Raw genomic sequence first — 24,785 nt, forward strand, 5'->3', positions numbered from 1 at the left:
TGTAAAATAAAAAAAGGCTTATCATGAGATAAGCCTTTTAGTTAATATTTATATATATAACAAGTGGTCTCACTAACGTAAGTTAAGAGATTTCCACCACCAGTTATTTGATTGTAACATTTTCATATGCAGCAAATTTAAAAACCAAAATGATTTTGCGCAAGTTTTTGAATGTAAAAATTTAAAATTAACATTCTTAAGTCAAAACACCCCTAACCTCAATAATTAATTTCATTATGAAACTATTAAACTATAAAAAGTTTATTTTTTTAACTAAAAATTAAAATTCAGTTTAAAAAAATAATTAAAATATTGTTATTTGCAGTGTAAGTATAAGGATATAATTAAAAAAATATAATATCATGTGTGGAATTGTATGTGCGTTTGACCTAAAAGAAAAATCAGAAGATTTAAGACCTCAATTGTTAGAAATGTCTAAAAAAATCAGACATAGAGGTCCAGACTGGAGCGGTATTTATAGTGATGACAAAACCATCATGGCTCATGAAAGACTAGCAATAGTAGATCCAACTTCTGGACAACAACCATTATTTAGTAAAGACAGAAGGTTTGTTTTAGCTGCAAACGGAGAAATATACAATCATAATGAATTAAGAAAGCAATTTGAAGATTCATATGAATTTCAAACAAAATCAGACTGTGAAGTTATCATTGCATTATATCAAAAAAAAGGAGTTGAATTTTTAGATGATTTAAACGGAATTTTTGGATTTGCAGTTTACGATGCAAAAACTGACGAATATTTGATAGCAAGAGACCATATGGGAATTATTCCTTTATATATGGGCTGGGATAAAAAAGGAACATTTTATGTAGCTTCAGAATTAAAAGCTTTAGAAGGTGTATGCAATAAAATAGAAGTATTTCCTCCTGGATATTATTATACGCGTGAGGATGGTTTGCAGAAATGGTATCAAAGAGATTGGATGGAATACCAAGCCGTTAAAGATAATCAAACAAGTATTGATGAGTTAAGGGATGCTTTAGAAGCAGCAGTTCACCGTCAGTTAATGAGTGATGTACCATACGGAGTATTACTATCTGGCGGACTTGATTCTTCTATCACTTCAGCAATTGCTAAAAAATATGCAGCAAAGCGAGTAGAAAGTGGAGATCAAGACGAAGCATGGTACCCACAATTACATTCTTTTTCTATAGGATTAGAAGGCTCTCCAGATTTAGCAGCTGCTAAAAAGGTATCTGACCATATTGGAACAATCCATCATGAAATCACTTTTACCATACAAGAAGGATTAGACGCTATTAAAGATGTTATTTATAATTTAGAAACATACGACATCACCACAGTTAGAGCATCTACTCCAATGTATTTAATGGCTCGTGTTATTAAATCTATGGGAATTAAAATGGTACTATCTGGTGAGGGCGCTGATGAAATTTTTGGTGGATATCTATATTTCCACAAAGCTCCAGACGCAGAAGAGTTCCACAAAGAAACCGTTAGAAAGTTAGATAAACTATATCAATACGATTGTTTACGAGCCAACAAAAGCCTAATGGCCTGGGGAATTGAAGGTAGAGTACCGTTTTTAGATAAAGAATTTATGGACGTTGCCATGCGAATTAATCCAGAAGATAAAATGATTAATGGTGAACGAATGGAAAAATGGGTGTTACGTAAAGCCTTTGAAAGCTATTTACCAAAAGAAGTAGCTTGGAGACAAAAAGAACAATTCTCTGATGGTGTTGGTTATAACTGGATTGATACCTTAAAGGATTTAGTAGAAAAAGAAGTAACGGATGAAATGATTAAAAATGCACATCATCGTTTCCCGGTTCAAACACCAAGAACTAAAGAGGAATATTATTATCGTTCTATTTTTGAAGAACACTTTCCTAGTGAAACTGCTGCCTTAACAGCACCATCTGTTCCGTCTATAGCATGTAGTACTCCTACTGCTTTAGCTTGGGATGAAAGTTTTAGAAACCAAAATGAACCAAGTGGCCGAGCAATAAAAATGGTTCATGAAGACGCATATTAACAACGCTCGGTAAAATTTTTAAATTTTAGTTGTGTAAAAATCCTGCATTTGCGGGATTTTTTTCATCTATAAAAAAACTCACACGTTTAAAATCTCTTCATTTGCATCAAAACACTATTTTAATGCGTTTTAAGACACTTTTAAATCACACCACAAATGTTGATAACTAACTAATAAAAACTCTTAAAAAGCTAGTTTTAATCATTTAAAAATGTAAATTTGTAAGAAATCGATCGCTTTTAGGAGCGATTTTTTTTTGAATAGCAATAACAAAATTTATTGACATAATGAGCGAAGAGAAAAAACATAATTATTCCGCCGATAGTATTCAAGCACTTGAGGGAATGGAGCACGTTCGTATGCGTCCATCCATGTATATTGGTGATGTTGGTGTACGTGGTTTACACCATTTAGTATACGAAGTTGTAGATAACTCTATTGATGAAGCTTTAGCAGGGCACTGTGATCAGATTTCTGTAGATATAAATGAAGATAACTCTATTACTGTTAGAGATAACGGACGTGGAATTCCTGTTGGATTACACAAAAAAGAAGGAGTATCTGCATTAGAAGTTGTAATGACTAAAATTGGTGCTGGTGGTAAATTTGATAAAGATTCTTATAAAGTTTCTGGAGGTTTACACGGAGTTGGGGTAAGTTGTGTTAACGCTTTATCTGACCACTTAAAAGCAACCGTTCATAGAGAAGGTAAAATTTGGGAACAAGAATATGAAAGAGGTAAAACTTTATACCCTGTAAAAACTGTTGGAGAAACCGATAAAACAGGAACTGAAGTTACTTTTTTACCAGACAAATCTATCTTTCAACAAACTACAGTATTTGTATACGACACTTTAGCTGCTCGTATGCGTGAACTTGCTTACCTTAATAAGGGAATTACTGTAGTTATTACAGATAAAAGAAATAAAGATGATGAAGGAAACTTTATTTCTGAAACATTTCACAGTAACGAAGGTTTATCTGAATTTGTAAAATATTTAGACAGCACTCGTGAGCAACTTACAGCAGGTGTAATTGCCATGGAAGGAGAAAAAAATGGTATTCCTGTAGAAGTTGCCATGGTTTACAACACTTCTTATGCAGAAAATTTACATTCTTATGTAAACAATATTAATACACACGAAGGTGGTACTCACTTATCTGGTTTTAGAAGAGGACTAACAAGTACTTTAAAAAAATATGCAGACGAATCTGGGTTACTAAAAAACGTAAAGTTTGACATTGCGGGTGATGATTTCCGTGAAGGATTAACAGCAATTGTATCTGTTAAAGTTGCAGAACCTCAGTTTGAAGGACAAACAAAAACTAAATTAGGAAACCGCGAGGTAACTTCAGCAGTATCACAAGCAGTATCAGAAATGCTTACTGATTACTTAGAAGAAAACCCTAATGATGCTAAAACTATTGTGCAAAAGGTAATTTTAGCAGCACAAGCTCGTCACGCCGCACGTAAAGCCCGTGAAATGGTGCAACGTAAAACAGTTATGAGCATTGGAGGTTTACCTGGTAAATTATCTGACTGTTCTGAAACAGATCCAGCTACTTGTGAAATATTCTTAGTAGAGGGTGATTCTGCAGGTGGAACTGCAAAACAAGGTCGTGACCGTAACTTCCAAGCCATTCTTCCTTTAAGAGGTAAAATCTTAAACGTAGAAAAAGCAATGCAACATAAAGTTTTTGAAAATGAAGAAATAAAAAATATTTTCACAGCTTTAGGAGTATCTATTGGTACAGAAGAAGATCCAAGAGAATTAAACTTAACCAAATTACGTTATCATAAAGTTGTAATTATGTGTGATGCCGATGTAGATGGTTCTCACATTGCAACACTTATTTTAACATTCTTCTTCCGTTACATGAGAGAAATGGTAGAACAAGGTTATGTTTATATTGCAACCCCTCCTTTATATTTAGTTAAAAAAGGACAAAAAAGAGAATATGCTTGGGATGATAATCAGCGAGATTTAATAGCGCAAAGAATGGGCGGAAGTGTTAACATTCAACGTTATAAAGGTCTTGGAGAGATGAATGCCGAACAATTATGGGATACTACTATGAATCCTGAATTTAGAACCTTACGCCAAGTAACTATTGATAGTTTAACAGAAGCAGACAGAGTATTTTCTATGTTAATGGGAGACGAAGTTCCTCCTCGTAGAGAATTTATAGAAAAGAATGCAAAATATGCAAATATTGATGCTTAACCCAAAACCTCATCTTTACTGATGAGGTTTTTTATTTAACAACAAAAATGAAAAAAGCATTAACAAAACTTTTTATATTTTAGCTATAAATTAAACACCCCCTCAAATTATGAGAAAAAATATTTTTTTATTCTTATTGGTAGCAACAGTTAGTATAAACTCTTTTGCTCAAAATGGTCCTGAAGGTTTATTATTTGCTAGTAAAGAAGATGCAAATAGACTTACAAATGCATATATGAATCCTGCAATGAAAGGACTTATTTACGGTATGAATAACGGATGGTACCATACAGCTAAAGTTCATAAGAAGTTTGGATTTGACTTTTCTTTCAGCTTAAACGGATCATTTATTCCTTCTGAGGATGAAATGTTTTCATTATCAAATTTAACTTCGGTTAATCAGTTAAACGGAGGAAACATTACATCTGCCACCATTGCTGGTTCTGAAAACGACGGTAGTTCTGCAACTGTTACTTTTGAAGAAGATTTTAATGGAACAACAATACAATATACTGGAACTTTCGACATGCCAGGTGGTATAAAAGAAGATTTACCAGGCAACGCTGTACCTACACCTGTAATTCAAGCAAGCTTAGGCTTACCGTTCAAGTCTGACGTAATCCTTAGGTTTGTTCCAAAAGTTGGTAATGATGATGTTAAAGGAGGCCTGTTCGGTATCGGTTTAAAAAAAGAAATTACAGATTGGTTTGGACCAATGGATAAAACACCTTTGCATGTATCGTTATTAGCAACATATACAACTATGGGAGTTGATTACACTATTACAGATGACGATCCTAGCGATAATATTGACATTCAAAATGGTCTTGTAGATTTCAACTTAAACGCATACACTGTTCAAGCTATTGCATCTTTAAACTTCCCTGTAATTAACTTATACGGTGGTATTGGATATACTGGTGGTTCTTCTTCTTTAGATATGTTAGGTACTTATACAGTAAGATACAACCTAAGTAACACTGAAAGAACGTTACAAGATCCACTAAATTTAGATTTTGATGCTAATGGTTTTAGAACAACTTTAGGAGCGAGAATAAGTTTAGGTTTCTTTAAAATATTTGCAGATTATACTTTACAAGAATACAATGCGGTAAACGCAGGTATTGCTTTTAGTTTTAGATAATTTTAAAAAATAAAAAGTCAAAAGCTCATTGTTATTCAATGAGCTTTTTTTTATAAAATTAATTATAAATATATTCGCACTTTAAAAACATTTAAACACACACAAACATGAAAAAGAACATTTTATTGTTATTTATTTTCATCTCATCTTTTTTATCAAATGCACAAGATAAACTATGGGAATTAGACCTAAAAAAAGAACTTTATGAAGTTGGATGGATAGAACAATGTAGTGACGGAAACATTATTGCTTCTGGAGCAAAAGGATTAGTTGTTTTAAATAATAAAACAGGTGAAGTTATTTGGAAAAACAATGAGTTTAAAGCAGTAGATAAAAACTCATTTATAAACATTGATGGACTTCCGTTTTTTTATATAGAATACAGTCCAATTATAGGAAAAACTAGAGGGCTTATATTAAACTCAAGTAATGGTGAGGTAGTTTTTGATACTAAAGATGAAAATTATAGAATTAAAGATTACACTATTCTACGTGAAAAAGGAGTTATTTTATTTGAACTTTTAGCTGACAAAGATCGTAAACTTATGAACTTCGACTTAAACTCAAGTAGCGTTAAGTGGATTACAGATTTAGGTCAAGTGAGTGGTTTGTTTAAAAAACTTTTAGGAAACTCTTTTATAGATCATGGTCCTTACTTCACAAACAAAAACAACTTAGTTGTTGGTTTAAAAGACGAAATTTATGGACTTGATTTTACAAACGGAAAAGAGCTTTGGAAATACAAAGCTAAAAAAAGAGTAAATGCATTAGTTTACTCAAATAAAAACAACAACTTATATGTTGGTGTAAAAAAATCAAATAAATTAAAAGTTTTAAACCCTGATAACGGAGAAGACATCACTCCTGGTAAGTTAAAACTAAGAGGAACTTTAATTGATGTAAGACCTAACAAAGCAGGGGAATTAATTTTAGTTGAAACTGAAGGTTTTAATATAATTATTCCAGAAACTAATCAATTTAAGTGGAAAAAAAGTTTTAAAATCGATTTTTTACAAGAAGTAATCCCTCATGAAAAAGGAATGATTGCCATTGGTAAAGATGAAAAGAAAGGATCTATAGCCCTTGTATCTGAAGAAGGAAAAAAAATATGGGATACAGATGTTAAAGGATATGCATATTACATTACTCCAACAGATAAAGGAGTTTTATATATTTCTACAGAAAGATCTAATATTTTAGATTTTGAAAAGGGTAAAGATGTTTGGAGAAGAGATGTTAAATTTAAATCTATTCCAGCGGTTACATTTGATGAAACGGAGAAAAAAGTAATTCTTTTTGAAAATAAAAAAGGATACAAATTTGACTTAAATACTGGTGAAATTGAATTATTTGCTGAAGATATTCAACTTAAAGAAGTTAAAAGAAAAACACCTTTAGAAGCTGAATACATTAAAGGTGCTGGATATTTATTACATACAGATCAACACATGTCATTACTACAACCTAATGGTACTGTAAAATATTCTGACTATTACAAGCCAGCTTCTTCTATCAATGGTTTAATGAGTGTGGCTCAATTTGGTTTAAACATGGCTGGAGTGGATCTTGACATCAAAGGCTCTATGGAAAACATAAAAACATTAAGCAGCTTATCTAACGGAGCCTATATGACTTCATCAGACCAAAACGACAGTAGATCTGAAAGCTCAAATGTTGTTAGTGCTTCTGTAGGTAACACAGAGTTATTCAATGTTACAAATACACGTTATTTTAACTCTAAAAAAACAAAAGACAGTCAGTTTATTGTTACTAAAATAAAAAAAGAAGACGCTCCTTCTTATCATAAAATAATCAAAGTAAATAAGGCTACTGGTAAAATAGAAACCGAAATCAAATTACTAGACAAAACACCTAACTATGTAATTGATGAGGTAGACAATGTAGTATTTTTAAATGAGAAAAATCATTTAATCTCTGCTCATAAATTTTAAAAGTTTTTTAATCTATTAAAGTAAAAGCCCATTGAAATATCAATGGGTTTTCTTTTATATCATTGGGTAAATAGCTATTTTTGTTATTCTTAAAAATAATTTTCAATAAAAAACATATAAAATGAAAGTAACAGTTGTAGGAGCAGGTGCTGTAGGTGCTAGTTGTGCCGAGTACATTGCTATTAAAAATTTCGCTTCTGAAGTAGTATTAGTAGATATTAAAGAAGGTTTTGCTGAAGGTAAAGCTATGGATTTAATGCAAACTGCTTCATTAAATGGTTTCGATACTAAAATTGTTGGAACTACAGGAGATTATAGCAAAACTGCTGGCTCTGATATTTGTGTAATTACTTCTGGTATTGCTCGTAAGCCTGGTATGTCTCGTGATGAATTATTAGGTATTAATGCTGGTATTGTAAAATCAGTATCTGCTAGTTTAATTGAGAACTCTCCTAATACAATTATCATTGTAGTTTCTAACCCAATGGATACTATGACGTATTTAGTGCACAAAACAACTGGTTTACCTAAAAATAGAATTATTGGAATGGGTGGTGCTTTAGATTCTGCTCGTTTTAAATATAGATTAGCTGAAGCTTTAGGAGCTCCTATTTCTGATGTTGACGGAATGGTTATTGGTGGTCACTCTGATAAGGGTATGGTTCCTTTAACACGTTTAGCTACTCGTAACTCTGTACCTGTTTCTGAATTTTTATCAGAAGAAAGATTAGAGCAAGTAAAACAAGATACTAAAGTTGGTGGTGCAACCTTAACTGGGTTATTAGGAACTTCAGCTTGGTATGCACCTGGAGCTGCTGTATCTGGAATGGTACAAGCTATTGCTTGTGATACAAAAAAAATATTCCCATGTTCTACGTTATTAGACGGAGAGTTCGGATTATCTGATTTATGTATTGGAGTACCTGTTGTTTTAGGTAAGAATGGTATTGAAAAAATTGTTGAAATCAACTTAAGTGATGCTGAAAAAGAAAACTTAGCAGCCTCTGCTGAAGCAGTTAAAAACAACAATAAAGCGTTAGAATTATAAAACTAACTCATTATAAAATTTAAAAAGCAACCTAGAAGTTAGGTTGCTTTTTTTATTATTTTTAAAACTAAAAAAATGAATATTAACTACACAACTATAAAACCAAATCACAACAAAGATTTAGCCACTATGATTCGTAATGTTTTTTATGAATTTGATGCTCCTAAAGAAGGTACAGTGTATACTGATACCTCTACAGACGCTTTGTTTGAACTTTTTAAAACGAAAAAGTCAATAATGTGGGTAGCAGAAGTTAATAATATTGCTGTTGGATGTTGTGGCATCTTCCCTACTGAAGGATTGGATAATGATTGTGGAGAATTGGTTAAGTTTTACTTATCTGATAAAGCTAGAGGTTTGGGAATTGGTAAAGAATTACTTTTAAAATCAATCAAATCTGCTAAAGAGTTAGGATATAATACCATTTACTTAGAAAGTTTACCTTTGTTTAAAAAAGCCATACAAATGTATGAAGAAGCTGGTTTTGAGTATTTAAGTAGTCCGCTAGGTAATTCAGGACATTCATCTTGTGATGTATGGATGCTTAAAAAGCTTTAGAGTTCTAAATATCAATCACAAAAGGCTAATTTTTTGTTAAAATAAAAAGTTCCTGTAAGAATACAACAACATATTCGTCTAAACTATTGAGAAACATTCTTTTAGTTTCTTTTTCATAGTTTTTCATAGCAATTTTCCCGCTTCATGTATTTGAAGCGGGTTTTTCTTTATATTTTTAAGCCAAAAAGTACTATTTTGAAAAGAATTATAGTATCTGTATCTAATGATTTAACAACTGACCAAAGAGTTATGAAAACATGTAATTTTTTACATGCAAATGATTATGAGGTAGTTTTAATTGGAAGGTTATTAAATCAAAGTACAGAAATAAAAAGAAACTATACTACCAAGCGTTTTAATTTACTTTTCAACAAAGGTCCTCTTTTTTATATTGAATATAACATTAGGTTATTTTGCTATCTCTTAACACATAAAAAAGAAGTTTTATTCTCAAATGATTTAGATACCTTACTCCCTAATTATTTAGTTAGTAAAATTCAAAATAAAAAATTAATCTTTGATAGCCACGAGTTGTTTTCAGAAATACCTGAACTAGTTTACAGGAAAAGAATTAAATGGTTCTGGAAAAAACTAGAATCATTTTTAATACCTAAAATCAAAAATGGTATTACTGTGAGTGATAGCATCGCCAATTATTATCAAAAAAATTACAACGCTAACTTCATCACCATAAAAAACCTACCTTACTATCAAAAGCAATTAAATATAAAAAAGATAGAAATTAACTCTAACATAATTATTTATCAGGGTGCTGTAAACATAGGGCGTGGTTTGGAGCTTATGATAGACACTATGGAGTTTTTAGATAATTATATTTTCTTAATTATTGGCGATGGTGACATTATAAGCGATTTAAAGAATCATGTTAGTAAGAGAAAACTAGAAAACAAAGTGCTTTTTTATGGAAAAGTTACCCCAAAAGAATTAAAAAAAATCACCCCAAATGCAAGTCTTGGTATTTCTTTAGAAGAAGATTTAGGACTGAATTATCGTTATGCATTACCTAATAAAATTTTTGATTACGTACAGGCTGAAGTTCCTGTCTTAGTTTCAAATTTACCCGAAATGAAAAAGATAGTTAAACAGTATAATATTGGTGAAATTGTGTATTCAAGAGAACCTCAACAATTGGCAAATCAAATTACCCAAATGTGTACTATAAATTTCTTATCAAAATTACAAAAAGCAAAAAAGGAATTAATTTGGGAGAAAGAAGCTAAAAAACTTACTAGATTTTTTAATTAAATTGGATAAAACGCTACATATAGTTTCATTTGACATACCTTATCCTCCAAATTACGGTGGTATTATTGATGTGTATTACAAAATTAAACACTTACATAGTGCTGGAATAAAAATTCATTTACATCTATTTGAATACAGTCGTGAAAAAAGCACAGAACTAGAAAAATATTGCAAAAGTATAACCTACTATAAAAGAAAAAATTCTCCTTTTTTAGTTTTCTCCACTACTCCTTACATAGTTAAATCTAGAACTAATAAAAAGCTTTTAGAAAACTTACAAAACGATAACTATCCTGTATTATTTGAAGGCCTACATACTAGTTTTTATTGTAAGTATTTATCAAAAAAAACATATGTAAGAACACATAACATTGAGCATCTGTATTACAAAGGATTAGCTTACAGTGAGAAAAATATTATTAAAAAAATATTTTTCATAACAGAGTCTTGGAAACTAAAACTTTATGAAAAAATAATAAATAAAACAACAGGTATTTTAACCATCTCCCATTCAGAACAAGACTATTTCCTTAATAAATATGGTAAAAAATCAACTTACATACCTGTTTTTCATAATTCTGAATTTAAAAATCATTTAAGCAAAAAAGGCAAATACTTATTATGGCACGGAGATTTAAGAACCTCAGATAATGTTAATGCTGCATTATTTTTAATTGATATTTTTAAAAACGCTGAGTATCCTTTAAAAATTGCTAGCGGCACAATAAACTCAAGAATTCAAAATACGATAAAACGATACCCTAATATTGAATTTGTAAGAATTAACAACAATAAAGATTTTGATAAACTTTTTGAAAATAGTCATATAAACCTACTGTATACGTTCCAAAAAACAGGCATCAAACTAAAGTTAATAAATGCCTTATACAAAGGAAAACATATCATTGGAAATTCAAAAATACTTAGTGATACTGGTCTTGAGAACTTATGTTACTTAGCGAACACTAAAGAGGAGTTTTTATATCATGTTAAAAACTTAATGAATCAAGATTTTACATCAGAGAACATCGAAAAACGCAAAAAAAATATGATTAACTTTTCACCTACTGAATCAGCAAAAAAAATCATACAAGTTATTTTTAAACAGTAGCTTGTTGAACTACTTCAAATAACTTACCTCCTTCACATTTAACAGTTTTTTGTTTAAACTTCACAATTAACTGATAATCATGTGTAGCCATAAAAATTGTTTTTCCACTCTGGTGAATTTCGTTTAACAACTCCATTACTTCTAATGATGTTTTAGGATCTAAATTTCCCGTTGGCTCATCTGCTAAAATTAATTCAGGATCATTTAATAGCGCACGTGCTATGGCAACACGCTGTTGTTCTCCTCCAGACAACTCAAAAGTTTTTTTGTAGTACTTCTCTTTCATTCCTACTTTATCTAAAACCTCATAAATTTTGTCTTTACGCTCATTTTTATCTTTCCAACCCGTAGCTTTAAGTACAAATTCTAAATTATCAAATACATTACGATCATTTAATAGTTTAAAGTCCTGAAAAACAATACCTAAATTTCTTCTTAAAAAAGGAATATCTTTTTCTTTTAATTTCTTTAAATCGAAGCCTACAATACTACCTAACCCGCGTTGTAAAGGAATATCACCGTACAATGTTTTTAACAAACTACTTTTACCGCTTCCTGTTTTACCAATTAAATAATAAAAATCGCCTTTATTTAAGGTAAAGTTTACTTTTGACAACACTAAGTTATCACGTTGATAAATATCTGCATTCTCTAGCTGTAAAATTGGTTCTTGCATAAAAATAATCGGTTTTTACAAATCTATTATTTATTATTGATTTATCGGTACATTTTATATTTTTGAATAAAAATTATCCAACAAATTGAATAAAATTACGTTATAAACCTTACATAACGATTACTATGATATTAAAACCAATTAAAAAATTCGTAACTAGCTTATTAGCCGGATTTTGGTTTCTGACAACTTGGGGACAACAAACAGAAATTCAAACCAATACTATAGCCGATTATCACAGAGCTGTTGCTTTATACAATAATAAAGCCTATGCAGGTGCACAAAAATTATTTGAATCGGTTTCTAAAAACATCGATAAACAAAATAATTTAAAAACTGATGCCGATTATTATGAGGCTATGTGTGCTATTAAAATAGGACAAATTAATGCTGAAGATAAAGTGATGGCTTTTGTAAAAAACCATCCGTACAGTAGTAAAAAAGAGATGGCTTTTTTAAATGTTGGTAATTATTACTTTGCAAACAGAAAAGCTTCTCATGCGCTTAAATGGTATCAAAAAGTAAACGAGAGTTTATTAAGTATTGAAGATAGAAATGAAATGAATTATAAAATGGGCTACGCCTTATTAGTTTCTAACTATCTAGCAGATGCGAAAGAACGATTTGGTAAACTTTTAGGAAACCCTTTGTATGGTAATGATGCACGTTATTATTATGGTTATATCTCTTATAAACAAGAAAACTTTGGTGAGGCTGAAGATAATTTGAGTGAATTAGCAGATAATGAAACTTACAAATCTAAAGCGAATTATTACTTGTTAGATATGGCTTTTAAGGGCGGAAAGTTTGAAAAAGCCGTTCAGATTGGTGAAAAAATCTTACCTACAGCAGAAAAAAAGCAAATCTCTGATATTTCTAAAGTTATTGGAGAAAGTTACTTTAACCTTGGTAAATATGATAAAGCCATCCCGCATTTATTAAATTATAAAGGAAAAAAAGGGAAATGGAATAATACTGATTTTTACTACTTAGGTTACGCCTATTATAAACAAGGCGACTTTGAAAATGCTGTAACTTACTTTACCAAAATTATTGGCGGTCAAAGTAAAGTTTCTCAAAATGCTTACTATCATTTAGGTGAATGTTACCTTCAAACAGATAAAAAATCAGAAGCTCTAAACGCTTTTAAAAATGCTGCTGAAATGGATTATGATCCACAAATAACTGCAGATGCTGATTTTAACTATGCAAAATTAAGTTATGAAGAAGGAAATCCTTACAAAAGTGTTCCAGAGGTTTTAAAAGAATACCTGGCTAAATATCCAACTTCAGAAAACAAACAAGAAATTAGTAATTTATTAATTACCTCTTATTTATATCAACAAGATTATCAAGGAGCCTTATCGTACTTAAAAAACAATAGCTCTGAAGCTAATAATAATTTAGCTAATGAAATTTCATTATACAGAGGAATTCAACTTTTTAATTTACAGCAATTAAATCAAGCTAAGCCATATTTTAAAGCAGCAACTAAAGCTATTAAAAGTGACATTCAAAGTAAAGCCTATTTTTGGCTTGCTGAAACAGATTATTTATTAGGTAATTTCTCTGAAGCTGTTACAGCCTTTAACAAGGTTAACGATAGCTCTATTGAAGAAATTAAAACATTAGAATACAATAAAGGATATGCTTATTTTAAACTTAAAGACTATGATAAGGCAACACATGCTTTTATTGCTTTTTTAAATCAAAAGTCTGAAGATACAGATTTAAATGATGATGCATCTAACCGTTTAGGAGACTCGTATTACGCTTCTAAAAACTATTCCGATGCTATTAAAGCTTACCAAAAAGTTATTGATGAAGCAGGTACAGGTGCAGATTATGCTTTGTATCAAAAAGCTATGAGTACTGGTTTAGCTGGAGATGCTTTTGCTAAAACAAAAAATCTTCAATTATTAATTAAAAATTATGAAGACTCTAACTTGCAAGATGATGCATTGTTTGAGTTAGCCAATACATACACAAGTTTAGGCAAAACATCAGCTTCAAATAAAACATATAACCAACTTTTAAATAACCATCCTAGTAGCAGTTACATACCTTCGGTATTACTTCGCCAAGGTTTATTATTTTATGGCCAAGGTAAATACACAGCTGCTATTGAAAAATTTAAAGAAGTGGTAGAAAAATACCCGAATGCTTCAGAAGCAAAACAAGCAGTTACAAATGCACGAAATGTATATATAGATATTAGTAAAGTTGATGAATATGCCGCTTGGGTTAAAAACATTCAGTTTGTAAATGTTAGTAATAGCGATATTGACAACGCTAGTTATGAAGCCGCCGAAAATAAATTTTTAGAAGGTAATACCTCCAAAGCTATTGACGGTTTTAACACATACTTATTAGATTTTCCTAATGGTTTGCATGCATTAAAAGCACATTTTTACTTAGCTCAATCTTATATAAAATCTAAAGAAAGTAACAGGGCTATCCCGCATTACACCTATGTTGTAGGAAAGGAAAAAAATGAATTTACCGAAGAGTCTTTATCTAAATTATCTCAAATCTATTTAGAGTCTGAAGATTGGGACAATGCAATGACTTTATTAGCTAGACTAGACAAAGAAGCAAATTATGCTCAAAATAAAATTTACGCTCAAAGTAACCTTATGAAAGGATATTATTTAAGTGATAATTACGAGCAAGCTGTAGCCTATGCGGAAAAGGTGTTAACCAGCGGAAAGATTGATCAAATTGTAGAAGAAGATGCTAAAATTATTATAGCTCGTTCTGCTTTTAAAACTAACGACTTTTTTACTGCTGAAGAATATTATAATGAAGTTAATAAAACCGCTACAGGTGAGTTAAAAGCTGAAGCATTATATTATCAAGCCTATTTTTTACACGATACTGAAGCATATCAGGAATCTAACGAGGAAATTCAAAATTTAATTGCTAATTATTCAAACTATAAGTATTGGGGTGTAAAAAGCTATATAATTATGGCTAAAAATTACTACGCATTAAAAGACGCCTATCAAGCAACTTATATTTTAGAAAACATTATTAAAAACTTTACGCAGTTTAAAGACTTAGTAGAAGAGGCTAAAAATGAACTTAATAATATTAAAAATAAAGAAGCTAAAACAAACGAATCAATAAACTCTCAAAACTAATCTGGTAATGAAAAACACAATAACACTAGTATGTTTGTTTATTGGAAGCATTGTTTTTGCTCAAGAACAAACACCTAATACTCAAAAAAAAGACACCATAAAAACTGAGGTCGTAAATGTAATTACAACATATGCTCCAAAAGTTACAGATGCCTTTAAAATAAAAAGAAAACCTGTAGTTAGCCTATCTAAAGACATCCAAAAGAAAGAACTTAACTATCAAATTAAATCTGTTCCTGTAGCTTCTACATTCGTTCCTAAAAGCGGAACATTAAAAGGAATTGATGTTGGAAAACAAGAAAGGTTATTCGATAATTATTTTTCTGCTGGCTTTGGTAACAACACAACTCCTTTCGTAGAAATGTACATGCATAACTACACTCCATATGATGGTGAATATGCTGTTGGACTAAATTTTATTTATACTAATGATCCGGTTCCTGAAACTATATTAAGTAGTAGTTATTATAACATAGACGTTGATTTATTTTTTAAACAAGAGCAACGTTACTTCGATTGGCATATGGGCTTTAAGGGAGAAAGAGATATGTATAACTGGTACGGACTACCTAAAGGATATGATTTCCAAGAATTTGTTATTAACAGCATAGAAAGTCAACAAACCTATAAAAATTACAAGTTTTTTGGAGGAGTTTCATTACAAGATAGTTATATAAATAAAGTAGATGCGGCTATAAGTTTATTTTCTGACGATTATGAAAGCAGTGAATTAAACGCTTTATTAACCGCTGATTTTGCTTTTCCTTTAGGTAGGTATGGATTAGAATTAGAAGACTTACAAGTTAAAACATCCCTTAACTTTTTAGGAGGTACTTTTGCTCGTTCTTATGATGATATTAATGAAATAAAACATCAGTTTTTTAATGTAGGCATCCATCCTTTTTACAACTTTGCTTTTAATGAATTTGATATTAAAGTAGGAGCTAAAGGATATTTTAGTATGGATGTAGCAAATAGTAAAAATCAATTTTTCATTTATCCAGATGTTGAAGTAAATTATCCTGTTATTGGTAAATTGGCAAATTTATATATAGGTGCTAATGGTGATTTATATACAAACTCTTACAGAAGCTTATCACGTGAAATGCCCTACCTATCTCCTACTCAAAACATTCAGCAAACCAACCAGGTTTTTAATGCCTTTGGTGGATTACGAGGAATTTTATCTAGTAAAATAAACTATAATGTACAGGCTAGTTTCAAAAACGAAGAAAATAAAGCTTTATTTGTAGTTAATAGATCTAAATCTAACGGTATCACAACTGGAGATATTAATGGTTTCTCTTATAAAAGTTACGAATATGGAAACTCTTTTACCACTATTTACGATAATATAAACACCCTTAGTATTACTGGTGAAATTAACTATGATTATAGTAAAGAGCTAACCTTAGGTTTACATACAGAGTTTAATAACTATACTACAGACCTACAAACAGACCCTTGGGGATTACCTCAAATAAAAGCAGATGTTTTTGGGCATTATAAAACAAGTAAATGGTATGCTGGTGCAAATATCTATTTTGTAGGAGATAGACCTAGTATTTCTTTTAATGATAACAACCCTAGTGATATTAACTTAGAAAGTTATATTGATATAAATGTTAATGGTGGATATCATATTAACGATATTTTTTCAGTGTTTTTAAGAGCTAATAATATTATGAATAATAGCTATGAAAAGCATATAAACTTTAATGTACAAGGAGTTCAAATAATTGGTGGAGTAGTCTGGAAATTTGACGCTATTTTTTAAGCCACTTTTTTCGTAGATTTAGGGTTATAAATCAACTACAATGAAAAAAATTATAACCCTAGTTTCTGCCATTGCCATTTTAGGTGCATGTGCAGAAAAAAATTCAACTAATACTATTACTACATCGGCTTTATCTTCCGAAGAAAAAAAAGATAGCACTCACATAAAACAATTCTTTAATACTGCTCTTACCGAAGGTAAATCTTATGAGTGGTTGCGAGATTTAACTCAAAATATTGGCGGACGTTTATCTGGATCTCCAGAAGCAGCCAAAGCGGTAGTTTGGGGTGAGCAATTAATGAAAAATGTTGGATTAGATTCTGTATGGCTTCAACCTGTTATGGTGCCACATTGGGTTCGTGGTGAAAAAGAACAGGCATACTACACAATAAACAATCAACAAAAGCAAGTACCAATATGTGCTTTAGGTTTCTCTATTGCTACTCCAGAAAATGGTATTACTGGTGAGGTTGTTGAAGTTAAAAGTCTTGATGAGGCTAAAAAAATGGGGGATCAACTTTCAGGAAAAATTGTATTTTTCAATGGTGCCTTTGATGAAACTTTAATAAATACTTTTCAAGCATATGGCGGTTGTGTTGGACAACGTTTTTCAGGTGCGCGTGTATGTGGTGAATTAGGTGCTAAAGCTGTTATAGTAAGATCTATGACCAATGGTATTAACGATTATCCGCATACCGGTACAATGAGTTATGGTGATTTACCTGAAGATAAACAAATACCTGCAGCAGCAATTAGCTCCAGAGCTGCTGAAAACCTAAGTAACGATTTAAAAGCAAATCCAAACTTACAATTTTATTTTAAACAAAGTTGTAAAACCTTACCAGATGCTCCTTCACATAATGTTATTGGAGAAATAAAAGGTACTGAAAATCCAGAAAAAATTATTGTTGTTGGCGGTCACTTAGATTCTTGGGACCTAGGAGAAGGTGCTCATGATGACGGAACAGGTGTAGTTCAATCATTAGAGGTTGCTTATTTATTGAAAAAAAATAACATCAAACCAAAAAACACAATCAGAGTAGTATTTTTCATGAACGAAGAAAACGGAACTCGTGGAGCGAAAGAATATGCTAAGCAAGCTAAATTAAATAACGAAATTCATGTGGCAGGTTTAGAAAGTGATGCAGGTGGTCATACACCAAGAGGTTTTTCTATAGATGCTAACAAGAATAACACAGAACTCGTTAAAAGCTGGAAAAAATTATTAGCTCCTTATGGCTTACATGATTTAATAAAAGGTGGTAGTGGTGCAGATATTTCTCCTTTAAAAAATAATGAAGTTACTTTAGTAGGATATCGTCCAGACTCTCAACGCTATTTTGATTATCATCATACTGTAACCGATACTTTTGATAAAGTAAACAAACGTGAACTTGAACTAGGAAGTGCATCTATGGCTAGTTTAGTTTATTTAATGGACAAGTATTTATATACTGATGATAAAGTAAAGCCTTAAGAATGTTAATACTTATTTTACGAATTGTAATAGGATCTTTTTTAGTGTTTGCTGGAGTAATGCACTTTATTAAACCTAAAATTTTTAATCGATTCATCCCTAATTTTTTACCTAAACTATGGGTAAATTATATTGCCGGCCTTTTTGAAATTATAGTCGGTGTTGGCCTTTTACTACCTCAAACTTATAACAAAGCTGGTATTGGATTCTTTATTTTAATGTTGATTTTTTTACCATTACATGTTTGGGATGTTTTTAGAGAAAAACCTGCAATTGGTTCAAAAAAAATAGCCTATATCCGATTACCTTTTCAATTTGTACTACTATACATAGCTTATCTAATATATTCAAACTAATGAAAAAAATATTATTAACCATAACAACCATAGGACTACTTTTTTCTTGTAATTCAAAACAAGAAGTTTCCTTAATTGTAAAAAATGCTACTATTTATACCGTTAATAAAAACTTTGAAACTGCCCAAAGTTTTGCTGTTAAAGACGGAAAATTTATAGCTGTTGGATCTAATGAAGAAATCCAAGAAAAATATAGCGCAAATAATATTGTTGATGCAAATAATAAAGCCGTATTTCCTGGTTTTATTGATGGACACTGTCATTTTTATAGATTAGGACTTCAACAACAAAAAGTAGATGTTACTGGCACTAAAAGTTATGATGAAGTTCTGCAAAAATTGGTTGATTTTCAAAAAGAAAAAAATGTTAACTTCATTACTGGTCGCGGTTGGGATCAAAATGACTGGGAAATTAAAGAGTTTCCTACAAAAAACAAACTCGACAGTATATTTCCAGATACACCTGTAGCCATTACTCGTGTAGATGGTCATGCTATGTTAGTAAACCAAAAAGCATTAGAAATTTCTAACATTTCTGCAAATGCTACTGTTGAGGGTGGCGAGTTTATTAAAGAAAACGGAAAGCTAACCGGTGTTTTAATAGACAACGCAATGGATTTCATTAAAGTTCCGGCCCCAACTAAATCACAACAAATACAAGGTTTATTAGATGCTGAAAAAATTAATTTTGACTACGGATTAACTACTGTAGTAGATGCTGGTTTAGATCAACCTGTAATTGAGTTAATAGATAGCTTACAAAACAGTAACACCTTAAAAATAAGAATGTACGCTATGGTATCTGCCACTCAAAAAAACCTTGATTATTACACAAAAAAAGGAATTATTAAAACAAATAGACTAAATGTACGTTCTTTTAAAGTGTATGGTGATGGTGCATTGGGTTCACGAGGCGCTGCCATGAAAAAACCGTATACAGATCGTGACAATCATTTTGGAGCTTTAATTTATCCTCCAGAAAGGTACAAGGAAATAGCTGAGCAAATTGCTGCTTCTGACTATCAAATGAATACGCATGCTATTGGTGATTCTACCAATTACTTAATTTTAAAAACATATCAAGATGTTTTAAAAAACAAAACTGATAGACGATGGAGAATTGAACATGCACAAATTGTAGACGCTCCTGACTTTGATTTATTTAAAAATGTAGTTCCTTCTGTACAGCCTACACATGCAACATCAGATATGTATTGGGCAGAAGACAGAGTAGGAAAAGAACGAATTAAAGGCGGATATGCTTTTAAAAAATTATTAAACACCTACGGCAAAGTAGCATTAGGTACCGATTATCCGGTAGAAAACGTAAATCCATTTTTAACTTTTTATGCAGCTGTAGCTCGTAAAGATTTAAACAATTATCCAGAAAACGGATACCAAATGGAAAATGCTTTAACTAGAGAAGAAACCTTAAAAGGTATGACTATTTGGAATGCTTATGCAAATTTTGAAGAAAATGAAAAAGGGAGTATTGAACCAGGAAAGTTTGCAGACTTTATACTATTAGATCAAGATATTATGAAAATAACAGTTAACGATGTTCCAAAAACTAAAGTTTTAGCAACTTATATTAATGGAGAAAAAGTTAAATAATAGTATTGCTGTTGGCGTGTGGTTGGGTTATAATTAAGGGAAAACATGATTAGCCAAAAGACTGCACGCTAACTTTGCAAGAAAATCATATTTTTTTGCATCTTTTTTACAAAAAAAGTGTCTACTTAATAAATAATAAAAATTTAATATGTTATGACACATTATAAAAACAATTGCAATTGTAATTGCAACGGATGTAAATCAGGAAATTGTTCAAATTGCACATGTGTAAATTGTACTTGTACTAACTGTAATTGTTAGTATTTGAAATCAAGAGAATTGTATTGAGTTTAATACAATTCTCTTTTTTAGTTACTCATCCATTTTTAGTAAATTTATAAAATGACAACACAGCAAATTTGGCAAGAATATCATAATGATGTTAAACAATTCATTTTTAGCAAAACGCATCATCATTTTGTGACTGATGATTTACTGCAAGATGTTTTTATTAAAGTGCACACCAAACTAAATACGTTAAAAAATAAACAGGCTGTAAAATCTTGGATTTTCAGCATTGCTAGAAATACCGTTAATGACTATTTTAAAAAGAATCAAAACAAAATAGCTACACCAGTTATTGAGCAAGTTTCAGAAACTCTCTTAAATCAACATACAGAAAAAGATTGCTTACAAGGTATAATCAAAAACTTACCAAAAAAATATAGAACGCCTCTTTTTTTAGCTGATATTAAAGGGCTAAAACAAGAAGAAGTAGCCAAAAAATTACATCAAAATATACCAACTACAAAATCGCAAATTCAAAGAGCAAGAAAACTAATTGCTAAAGGTTTTATTGATTGTTGTGGATTTGAAATTAATAAAAAAGGTAAATTAGTAGGCGAAATACAAGAAAAAGAAGATTGTAAAGTTTGTAATTCTTAATTATTTGAAAACACCACTCACACATACCATTCCGTTTGATGATATTTTCTACGGAGTAACTCTATCTGAAGAAGAAAAAAATTTTATTTATGATAAGATTGAAGCAGTTGTAGTACAAAAAGATGAAATACTTTTTAAACAAGAAGATCATATAAACTATCAATATTATGTACATGACGGATGTTTACGCACTTATTATATAGATGAACATGGGAAAGAACATACATTACAGTTTGCAATTCAACACTGGTGGATTAGCGATTATATAGCCTATTTTGGAGATCAAAAAGCTGTTTTATATACAGAATGTATTAAAGACGCATATTTGTTTAAAATAACTAAAGCTAATTTTGAAGCCATTTATAATTTTAGTCCTAAAATAGAACGTCTATTCAGAAAAAAAATAGAAAAAGCATTAGTTAGACACGAAAAAAGAATACTGGCAAACCTAACCAATAGTGCCAAAGAAAGATATCTTTTATTTTTAAAAAAATATCCCGATATCGAAAAACACATCAAAAACTATCATATAGCATCTTACTTGGGTATTACTACAGAAAGCTTAAGTAGAATAAGGAAAGAAATTGCCAAAAACTGATTAATTACCATACATCAATTTTTAAAAGAGGGAAGCTTTTTAATTTTGCATATAAATTAAAACCAACTCTTATGAAAAAAGTATTATTTGTATTAACTAGTCATGATCAATTAGGAGATACCAACGAAAAAACTGGATTTTGGGTAGAAGAATTTGCAAGCCCTTATTATTATTTAGCAGATAATGGCGTAGATATTACTCTTGCTTCTCCAAAAGGTGGTCAGCCTCCAATTGATCCAAAAAGTGAATTGGAAGATTTTCAAACACCTGCTACAGAAAGATATTACAAAGACATGGAGTTACAAGGTAAAATTGCGAACACCCTTACTTTGTCTTCTGTAAAAGAAAGCGATTTTGATGCTGTTTTTTATCCAGGCGGACACGGTCCTTTATGGGATTTAGCTGAGGATAAAAATTCTATCGAATTAATTGAACAGTTTTATAGCAATAACAAGCCAGTAGGTGCAGTATGTCATGCTCCGGCTATATTTAAAAACACAAAAATTAATGGTGAGCCATTAGTAAAAAATAAAAATGTAACAGGATTTAGTAATACAGAAGAAGAAGCTGTACAACTTACTAATGTAGTTCCTTTTTTAGTAGAAGATATGCTACAAGAAAACGGTGGTAACTACAGTAAAGTTGACGATTGGAAACCTTTTGCCATTGAAGATGGATATTTAATTACAGGGCAAAACCCTGCTTCTTCTGAATTAGTTGCAGAATACTTGTTAAAAAAGCTTAATTAATATAGTGCCACACAAACTATATTTTAATTAAAGGGGAGACTATTATTTTTCAAAAAGGCTATCAAATTATTGATAGCCTTTTTATTTTTAACGTCTTCTTTTCTTTTTAAACCCTTTATTACGTCTTCTAGATTCCTTTACACTTGTAACCGTATCATTAAACGTATTTTTGGTTTTTCCTGGTTTATTTTTTCTCCAAGAATCATCACCTGGTAATAATTTCTTTAACAAATCTGTTCTTCCCACCTTTGTTAAAGTATCTTTAATCCACTTTCTGTTTTCCTTTTTATACCAAAAGAAAAACTTGTGCTGATCTAACTTTTCTTTTCTTGTTTTTGGTGTATTTACTGGTTGTAATGTATATGGATGATATCCACTATAGTAAATTACCGTAGCAACAGTCATTGGTGTAGGTGTAAAATCTTGTACCTGCTCTAACTGAAAGCCCATATCTTTTGTTTCTGCTGCTAAATTTGCCATATCTTCAGGCTCACACGCAGGATGACTAGATATAAAATAAGGTATTAATTGTAAATTTAATTTTTTACGCTTATTAATTTTATCAAAACGTTCTTTAAACTTATGAAAGTACGTAAATGATGGTTTACGCATTAATTTTAAAACAGGATCAGATGTATGCTCTGGTGCTACTTTTAAACGACCAGAAACGTGTTTTGTCATTACTTCTTCTGTGTAATCATCTAACTCTTTAGGATCTGCGTTTTTATTAAACTCAGGCACCAACATATCATGACGAATACCACTTCCTATAAATGATTTTTTAACATCTGGATGAGAATCTACAGCTTTGTATAATTCTGTTAATGGTTTATGAGAAGTATCTAAATTACTACAAATTACAGGTGAAATACAACTTGGCGCTACACACTTATCGCATATAGATTGTACTTTACCTTTCATTTTATACATATTTGCAGATGGCCCACCAATATCCGATAAATACCCTTTAAAGCCTTCCATTTTAGTAAGTTCATCTACTTCTTTTAAAACAGACTCTTGACTTCTACTTGCTATAAATTTACCTTGGTGTGCTGAAATTGTACAAAAACTACATCCTCCAAAACATCCTCTGTGAATATTTACCGAAAACTTAATCATTTCATAAGCTGGTATTGGTCCACGTTTATTGTATTTAGGATGCGGCATTCTAGTAAATGGCAAATCGAAAGAAGCATCAATCTCCTCCTCTGTCATAGTTGGAAACGGAGGATTTATCATTAAAGTTTTACTACCTACCTTTTGAAAAATTCTTCGGGCATATAATTTATTAGACTCTTGCTCGATTATCTTAAAATTAGAAGCATAGGCCTTTTTATCTTTCAAGCAAACCTCATGAGAAGCTATTTCTACATCTTTCCAATTTTTATTTTTTGGTATTTTTTCATCCTCATGTAGTAAAACGGCTGTCTGTTTGATTGTTTTTAAACTTTCAAATGGCACACCTCTTTCAAGCAACTCTACTAACTCGCGTAAAGGTTGTTCTCCCATTCCATACACTAACATATCAGCTCCAGAACTTTCTAAAATAGAAGGTAATAGCTTATCAGACCAGTAATCATAATGAGTTACACGTCTTAATGAAGCCTCTATTCCTCCAATTAAAACAGGAACATCAGGAAATTTTTCTTTTAATATCTTAGTATAAACCGTAGTTGCATAATCTGGTCTAAAACCTTTATCTCCGTTAGGAGTATATGCATCTTTGTCTCTTCTACGCTTACTAGCAGTATAGTTACTTACCATAGAATCCATACAACCAGCAGTAACACCAAAAAATAATCTTGGCCTACCTAATTTTGTAAAATCTTGTAAGTTATCGTGTACACTAGGTTGTGGTACAATAGCTACTTTTAACCCATAGCTTTCTAGGATACGGCCTATTACTGCCGGCCCAAATGCTGGATGGTCTACATATGCATCTCCACTGAACAGGATTACGTCTAATTCATCCCATCCTCTTAAATCTACCTCCTTTTTTGTAGTTGGTAACCAATCTGAAAGTCGTCTCATTCTCATGCCGTTGCAAAGGTACAACGTTTTAATAACATACCGTTACAATCATGATAGAACTCTATTTAATTTTAAAATTATTCATTTTTCAATAAAAACAGCTAAATGTTAAATTATTATTAAATGGTTTAACATTTCATTAAGATAGCTAG

The 24,785-nt window shown here is 30.9% G+C and carries 18 protein-coding genes; 16 read left to right on the forward strand and 2 right to left on the reverse strand.

Annotated features, from left to right (window positions below; all coding sequences use genetic code 11):
- Positions 1–362 precede the first annotated feature (362 nt).
- From asnB to ACFQ1U_RS08615, 8 genes are all read left to right on the forward strand, one after another.
- On the forward strand, positions 363–2,024 hold the full coding sequence (asnB, locus tag ACFQ1U_RS08580) for an asparagine synthase B (RefSeq protein ID WP_386107323.1): 1,662 nt from the start codon (positions 363–365) through the stop codon (positions 2,022–2,024).
- 287 nt (positions 2,025–2,311) lie between these two features.
- Positions 2,312–4,249, forward strand: coding sequence for a DNA topoisomerase (ATP-hydrolyzing) subunit B (gene gyrB / locus ACFQ1U_RS08585; protein WP_386107325.1), 1,938 nt, complete (start codon positions 2,312–2,314; stop codon positions 4,247–4,249).
- Between the two features lie 109 nt (positions 4,250–4,358).
- Entirely contained in the window at positions 4,359–5,393 is a 1,035-nt protein-coding gene (locus ACFQ1U_RS08590; protein ID WP_386107327.1) for a DUF6588 family protein, read from the forward strand.
- A gap of 107 nt (positions 5,394–5,500) precedes the next feature.
- A complete protein-coding gene (locus ACFQ1U_RS08595) occupies positions 5,501–7,345 on the forward strand; it encodes a hypothetical protein (RefSeq protein WP_386107329.1) in 1,845 nt (614 codons plus the stop codon).
- A 121-nt stretch (positions 7,346–7,466) separates the two neighbouring features.
- On the forward strand, positions 7,467–8,393 hold the full coding sequence (gene mdh / locus ACFQ1U_RS08600; RefSeq protein ID WP_386107331.1) for a malate dehydrogenase: 927 nt from the start codon (positions 7,467–7,469) through the stop codon (positions 8,391–8,393).
- A 75-nt stretch (positions 8,394–8,468) separates the two neighbouring features.
- Complete coding sequence (locus ACFQ1U_RS08605; RefSeq protein ID WP_386107333.1) at positions 8,469–8,951, forward strand: GNAT family N-acetyltransferase; 483 nt, start codon at positions 8,469–8,471, stop codon at positions 8,949–8,951.
- 195 nt (positions 8,952–9,146) lie between these two features.
- Complete coding sequence (locus ACFQ1U_RS08610) at positions 9,147–10,217, forward strand: glycosyltransferase (RefSeq protein ID WP_386107335.1); 1,071 nt, start codon at positions 9,147–9,149, stop codon at positions 10,215–10,217.
- Between the two features lies 1 nt (position 10,218).
- Positions 10,219–11,328 (forward strand): hypothetical protein, encoded by a 1,110-nt coding sequence (locus ACFQ1U_RS08615; RefSeq protein WP_386107337.1) that lies wholly within the window; start codon positions 10,219–10,221, stop codon positions 11,326–11,328.
- On the opposite strand, the gene ACFQ1U_RS08620 is transcribed toward ACFQ1U_RS08615, so the two are convergent.
- The gene (locus ACFQ1U_RS08620; RefSeq protein ID WP_449343028.1) at positions 11,318–12,004 is read right to left on the reverse strand and encodes a cell division ATP-binding protein FtsE; all 687 of its coding nucleotides are present in this window, start codon (positions 12,002–12,004) and stop codon (positions 11,318–11,320) included. The genes ACFQ1U_RS08615 and ACFQ1U_RS08620 overlap by 11 nt on opposite strands.
- Before the next feature lie 125 nt (positions 12,005–12,129).
- On the opposite strand from ACFQ1U_RS08620, the gene ACFQ1U_RS08625 reads away from it, so the two are divergent.
- The 8 genes from ACFQ1U_RS08625 to ACFQ1U_RS08660 all read left to right on the forward strand — a co-directional run bounded on the left by ACFQ1U_RS08625 (position 12,130) and on the right by ACFQ1U_RS08660 (position 22,602).
- On the forward strand, positions 12,130–15,147 hold the full coding sequence (locus ACFQ1U_RS08625) for a tetratricopeptide repeat protein (protein ID WP_386107339.1): 3,018 nt from the start codon (positions 12,130–12,132) through the stop codon (positions 15,145–15,147).
- Positions 15,148–15,154: 7 nt separating this feature from the next.
- Complete coding sequence (locus ACFQ1U_RS08630) at positions 15,155–16,924, forward strand: hypothetical protein (protein ID WP_386107341.1); 1,770 nt, start codon at positions 15,155–15,157, stop codon at positions 16,922–16,924.
- A 40-nt stretch (positions 16,925–16,964) separates the two neighbouring features.
- Positions 16,965–18,401 carry a M20/M25/M40 family metallo-hydrolase gene (locus ACFQ1U_RS08635; RefSeq protein WP_386107344.1) on the forward strand — a complete coding sequence of 479 codons (1,437 nt, stop codon included), beginning with the start codon at positions 16,965–16,967 and terminating at the stop codon, positions 18,399–18,401.
- Between the two features lie 2 nt (positions 18,402–18,403).
- The gene (locus ACFQ1U_RS08640; RefSeq protein WP_386107347.1) at positions 18,404–18,757 is read left to right on the forward strand and encodes a DoxX family protein; all 354 of its coding nucleotides are present in this window, start codon (positions 18,404–18,406) and stop codon (positions 18,755–18,757) included.
- A complete protein-coding gene (locus ACFQ1U_RS08645; RefSeq protein ID WP_386107349.1) occupies positions 18,757–20,370 on the forward strand; it encodes an amidohydrolase in 1,614 nt (537 codons plus the stop codon). Before ACFQ1U_RS08640 ends, ACFQ1U_RS08645 begins: the two co-directional genes overlap by 1 nt.
- 342 nt (positions 20,371–20,712) lie before the next feature.
- A complete protein-coding gene (locus ACFQ1U_RS08650; protein ID WP_386107351.1) occupies positions 20,713–21,255 on the forward strand; it encodes a sigma-70 family RNA polymerase sigma factor in 543 nt (180 codons plus the stop codon).
- Positions 21,256–21,259: 4 nt separating this feature from the next.
- The gene (locus ACFQ1U_RS08655) at positions 21,260–21,853 is read left to right on the forward strand and encodes a Crp/Fnr family transcriptional regulator (protein WP_386107353.1); all 594 of its coding nucleotides are present in this window, start codon (positions 21,260–21,262) and stop codon (positions 21,851–21,853) included.
- A gap of 71 nt (positions 21,854–21,924) precedes the next feature.
- On the forward strand, positions 21,925–22,602 hold the full coding sequence (locus ACFQ1U_RS08660) for a type 1 glutamine amidotransferase domain-containing protein (protein ID WP_386107355.1): 678 nt from the start codon (positions 21,925–21,927) through the stop codon (positions 22,600–22,602).
- Between the two features lie 87 nt (positions 22,603–22,689).
- Here the strand turns inward: ACFQ1U_RS08660 and ACFQ1U_RS08665 are convergent, their stop codons facing one another.
- Positions 22,690–24,639: a YgiQ family radical SAM protein gene (locus ACFQ1U_RS08665; RefSeq protein WP_386107357.1), complete on the reverse strand. Its 1,950-nt coding sequence runs from the start codon at positions 24,637–24,639 to the stop codon at positions 22,690–22,692.
- Between the last annotated feature and the right edge of the window lie 146 nt (positions 24,640–24,785).

It is taken from the genome of Tenacibaculum geojense (genome assembly GCF_042676005.1).
Lineage (GTDB): Bacteria > Bacteroidota > Bacteroidia > Flavobacteriales > Flavobacteriaceae > Polaribacter > Polaribacter geojense.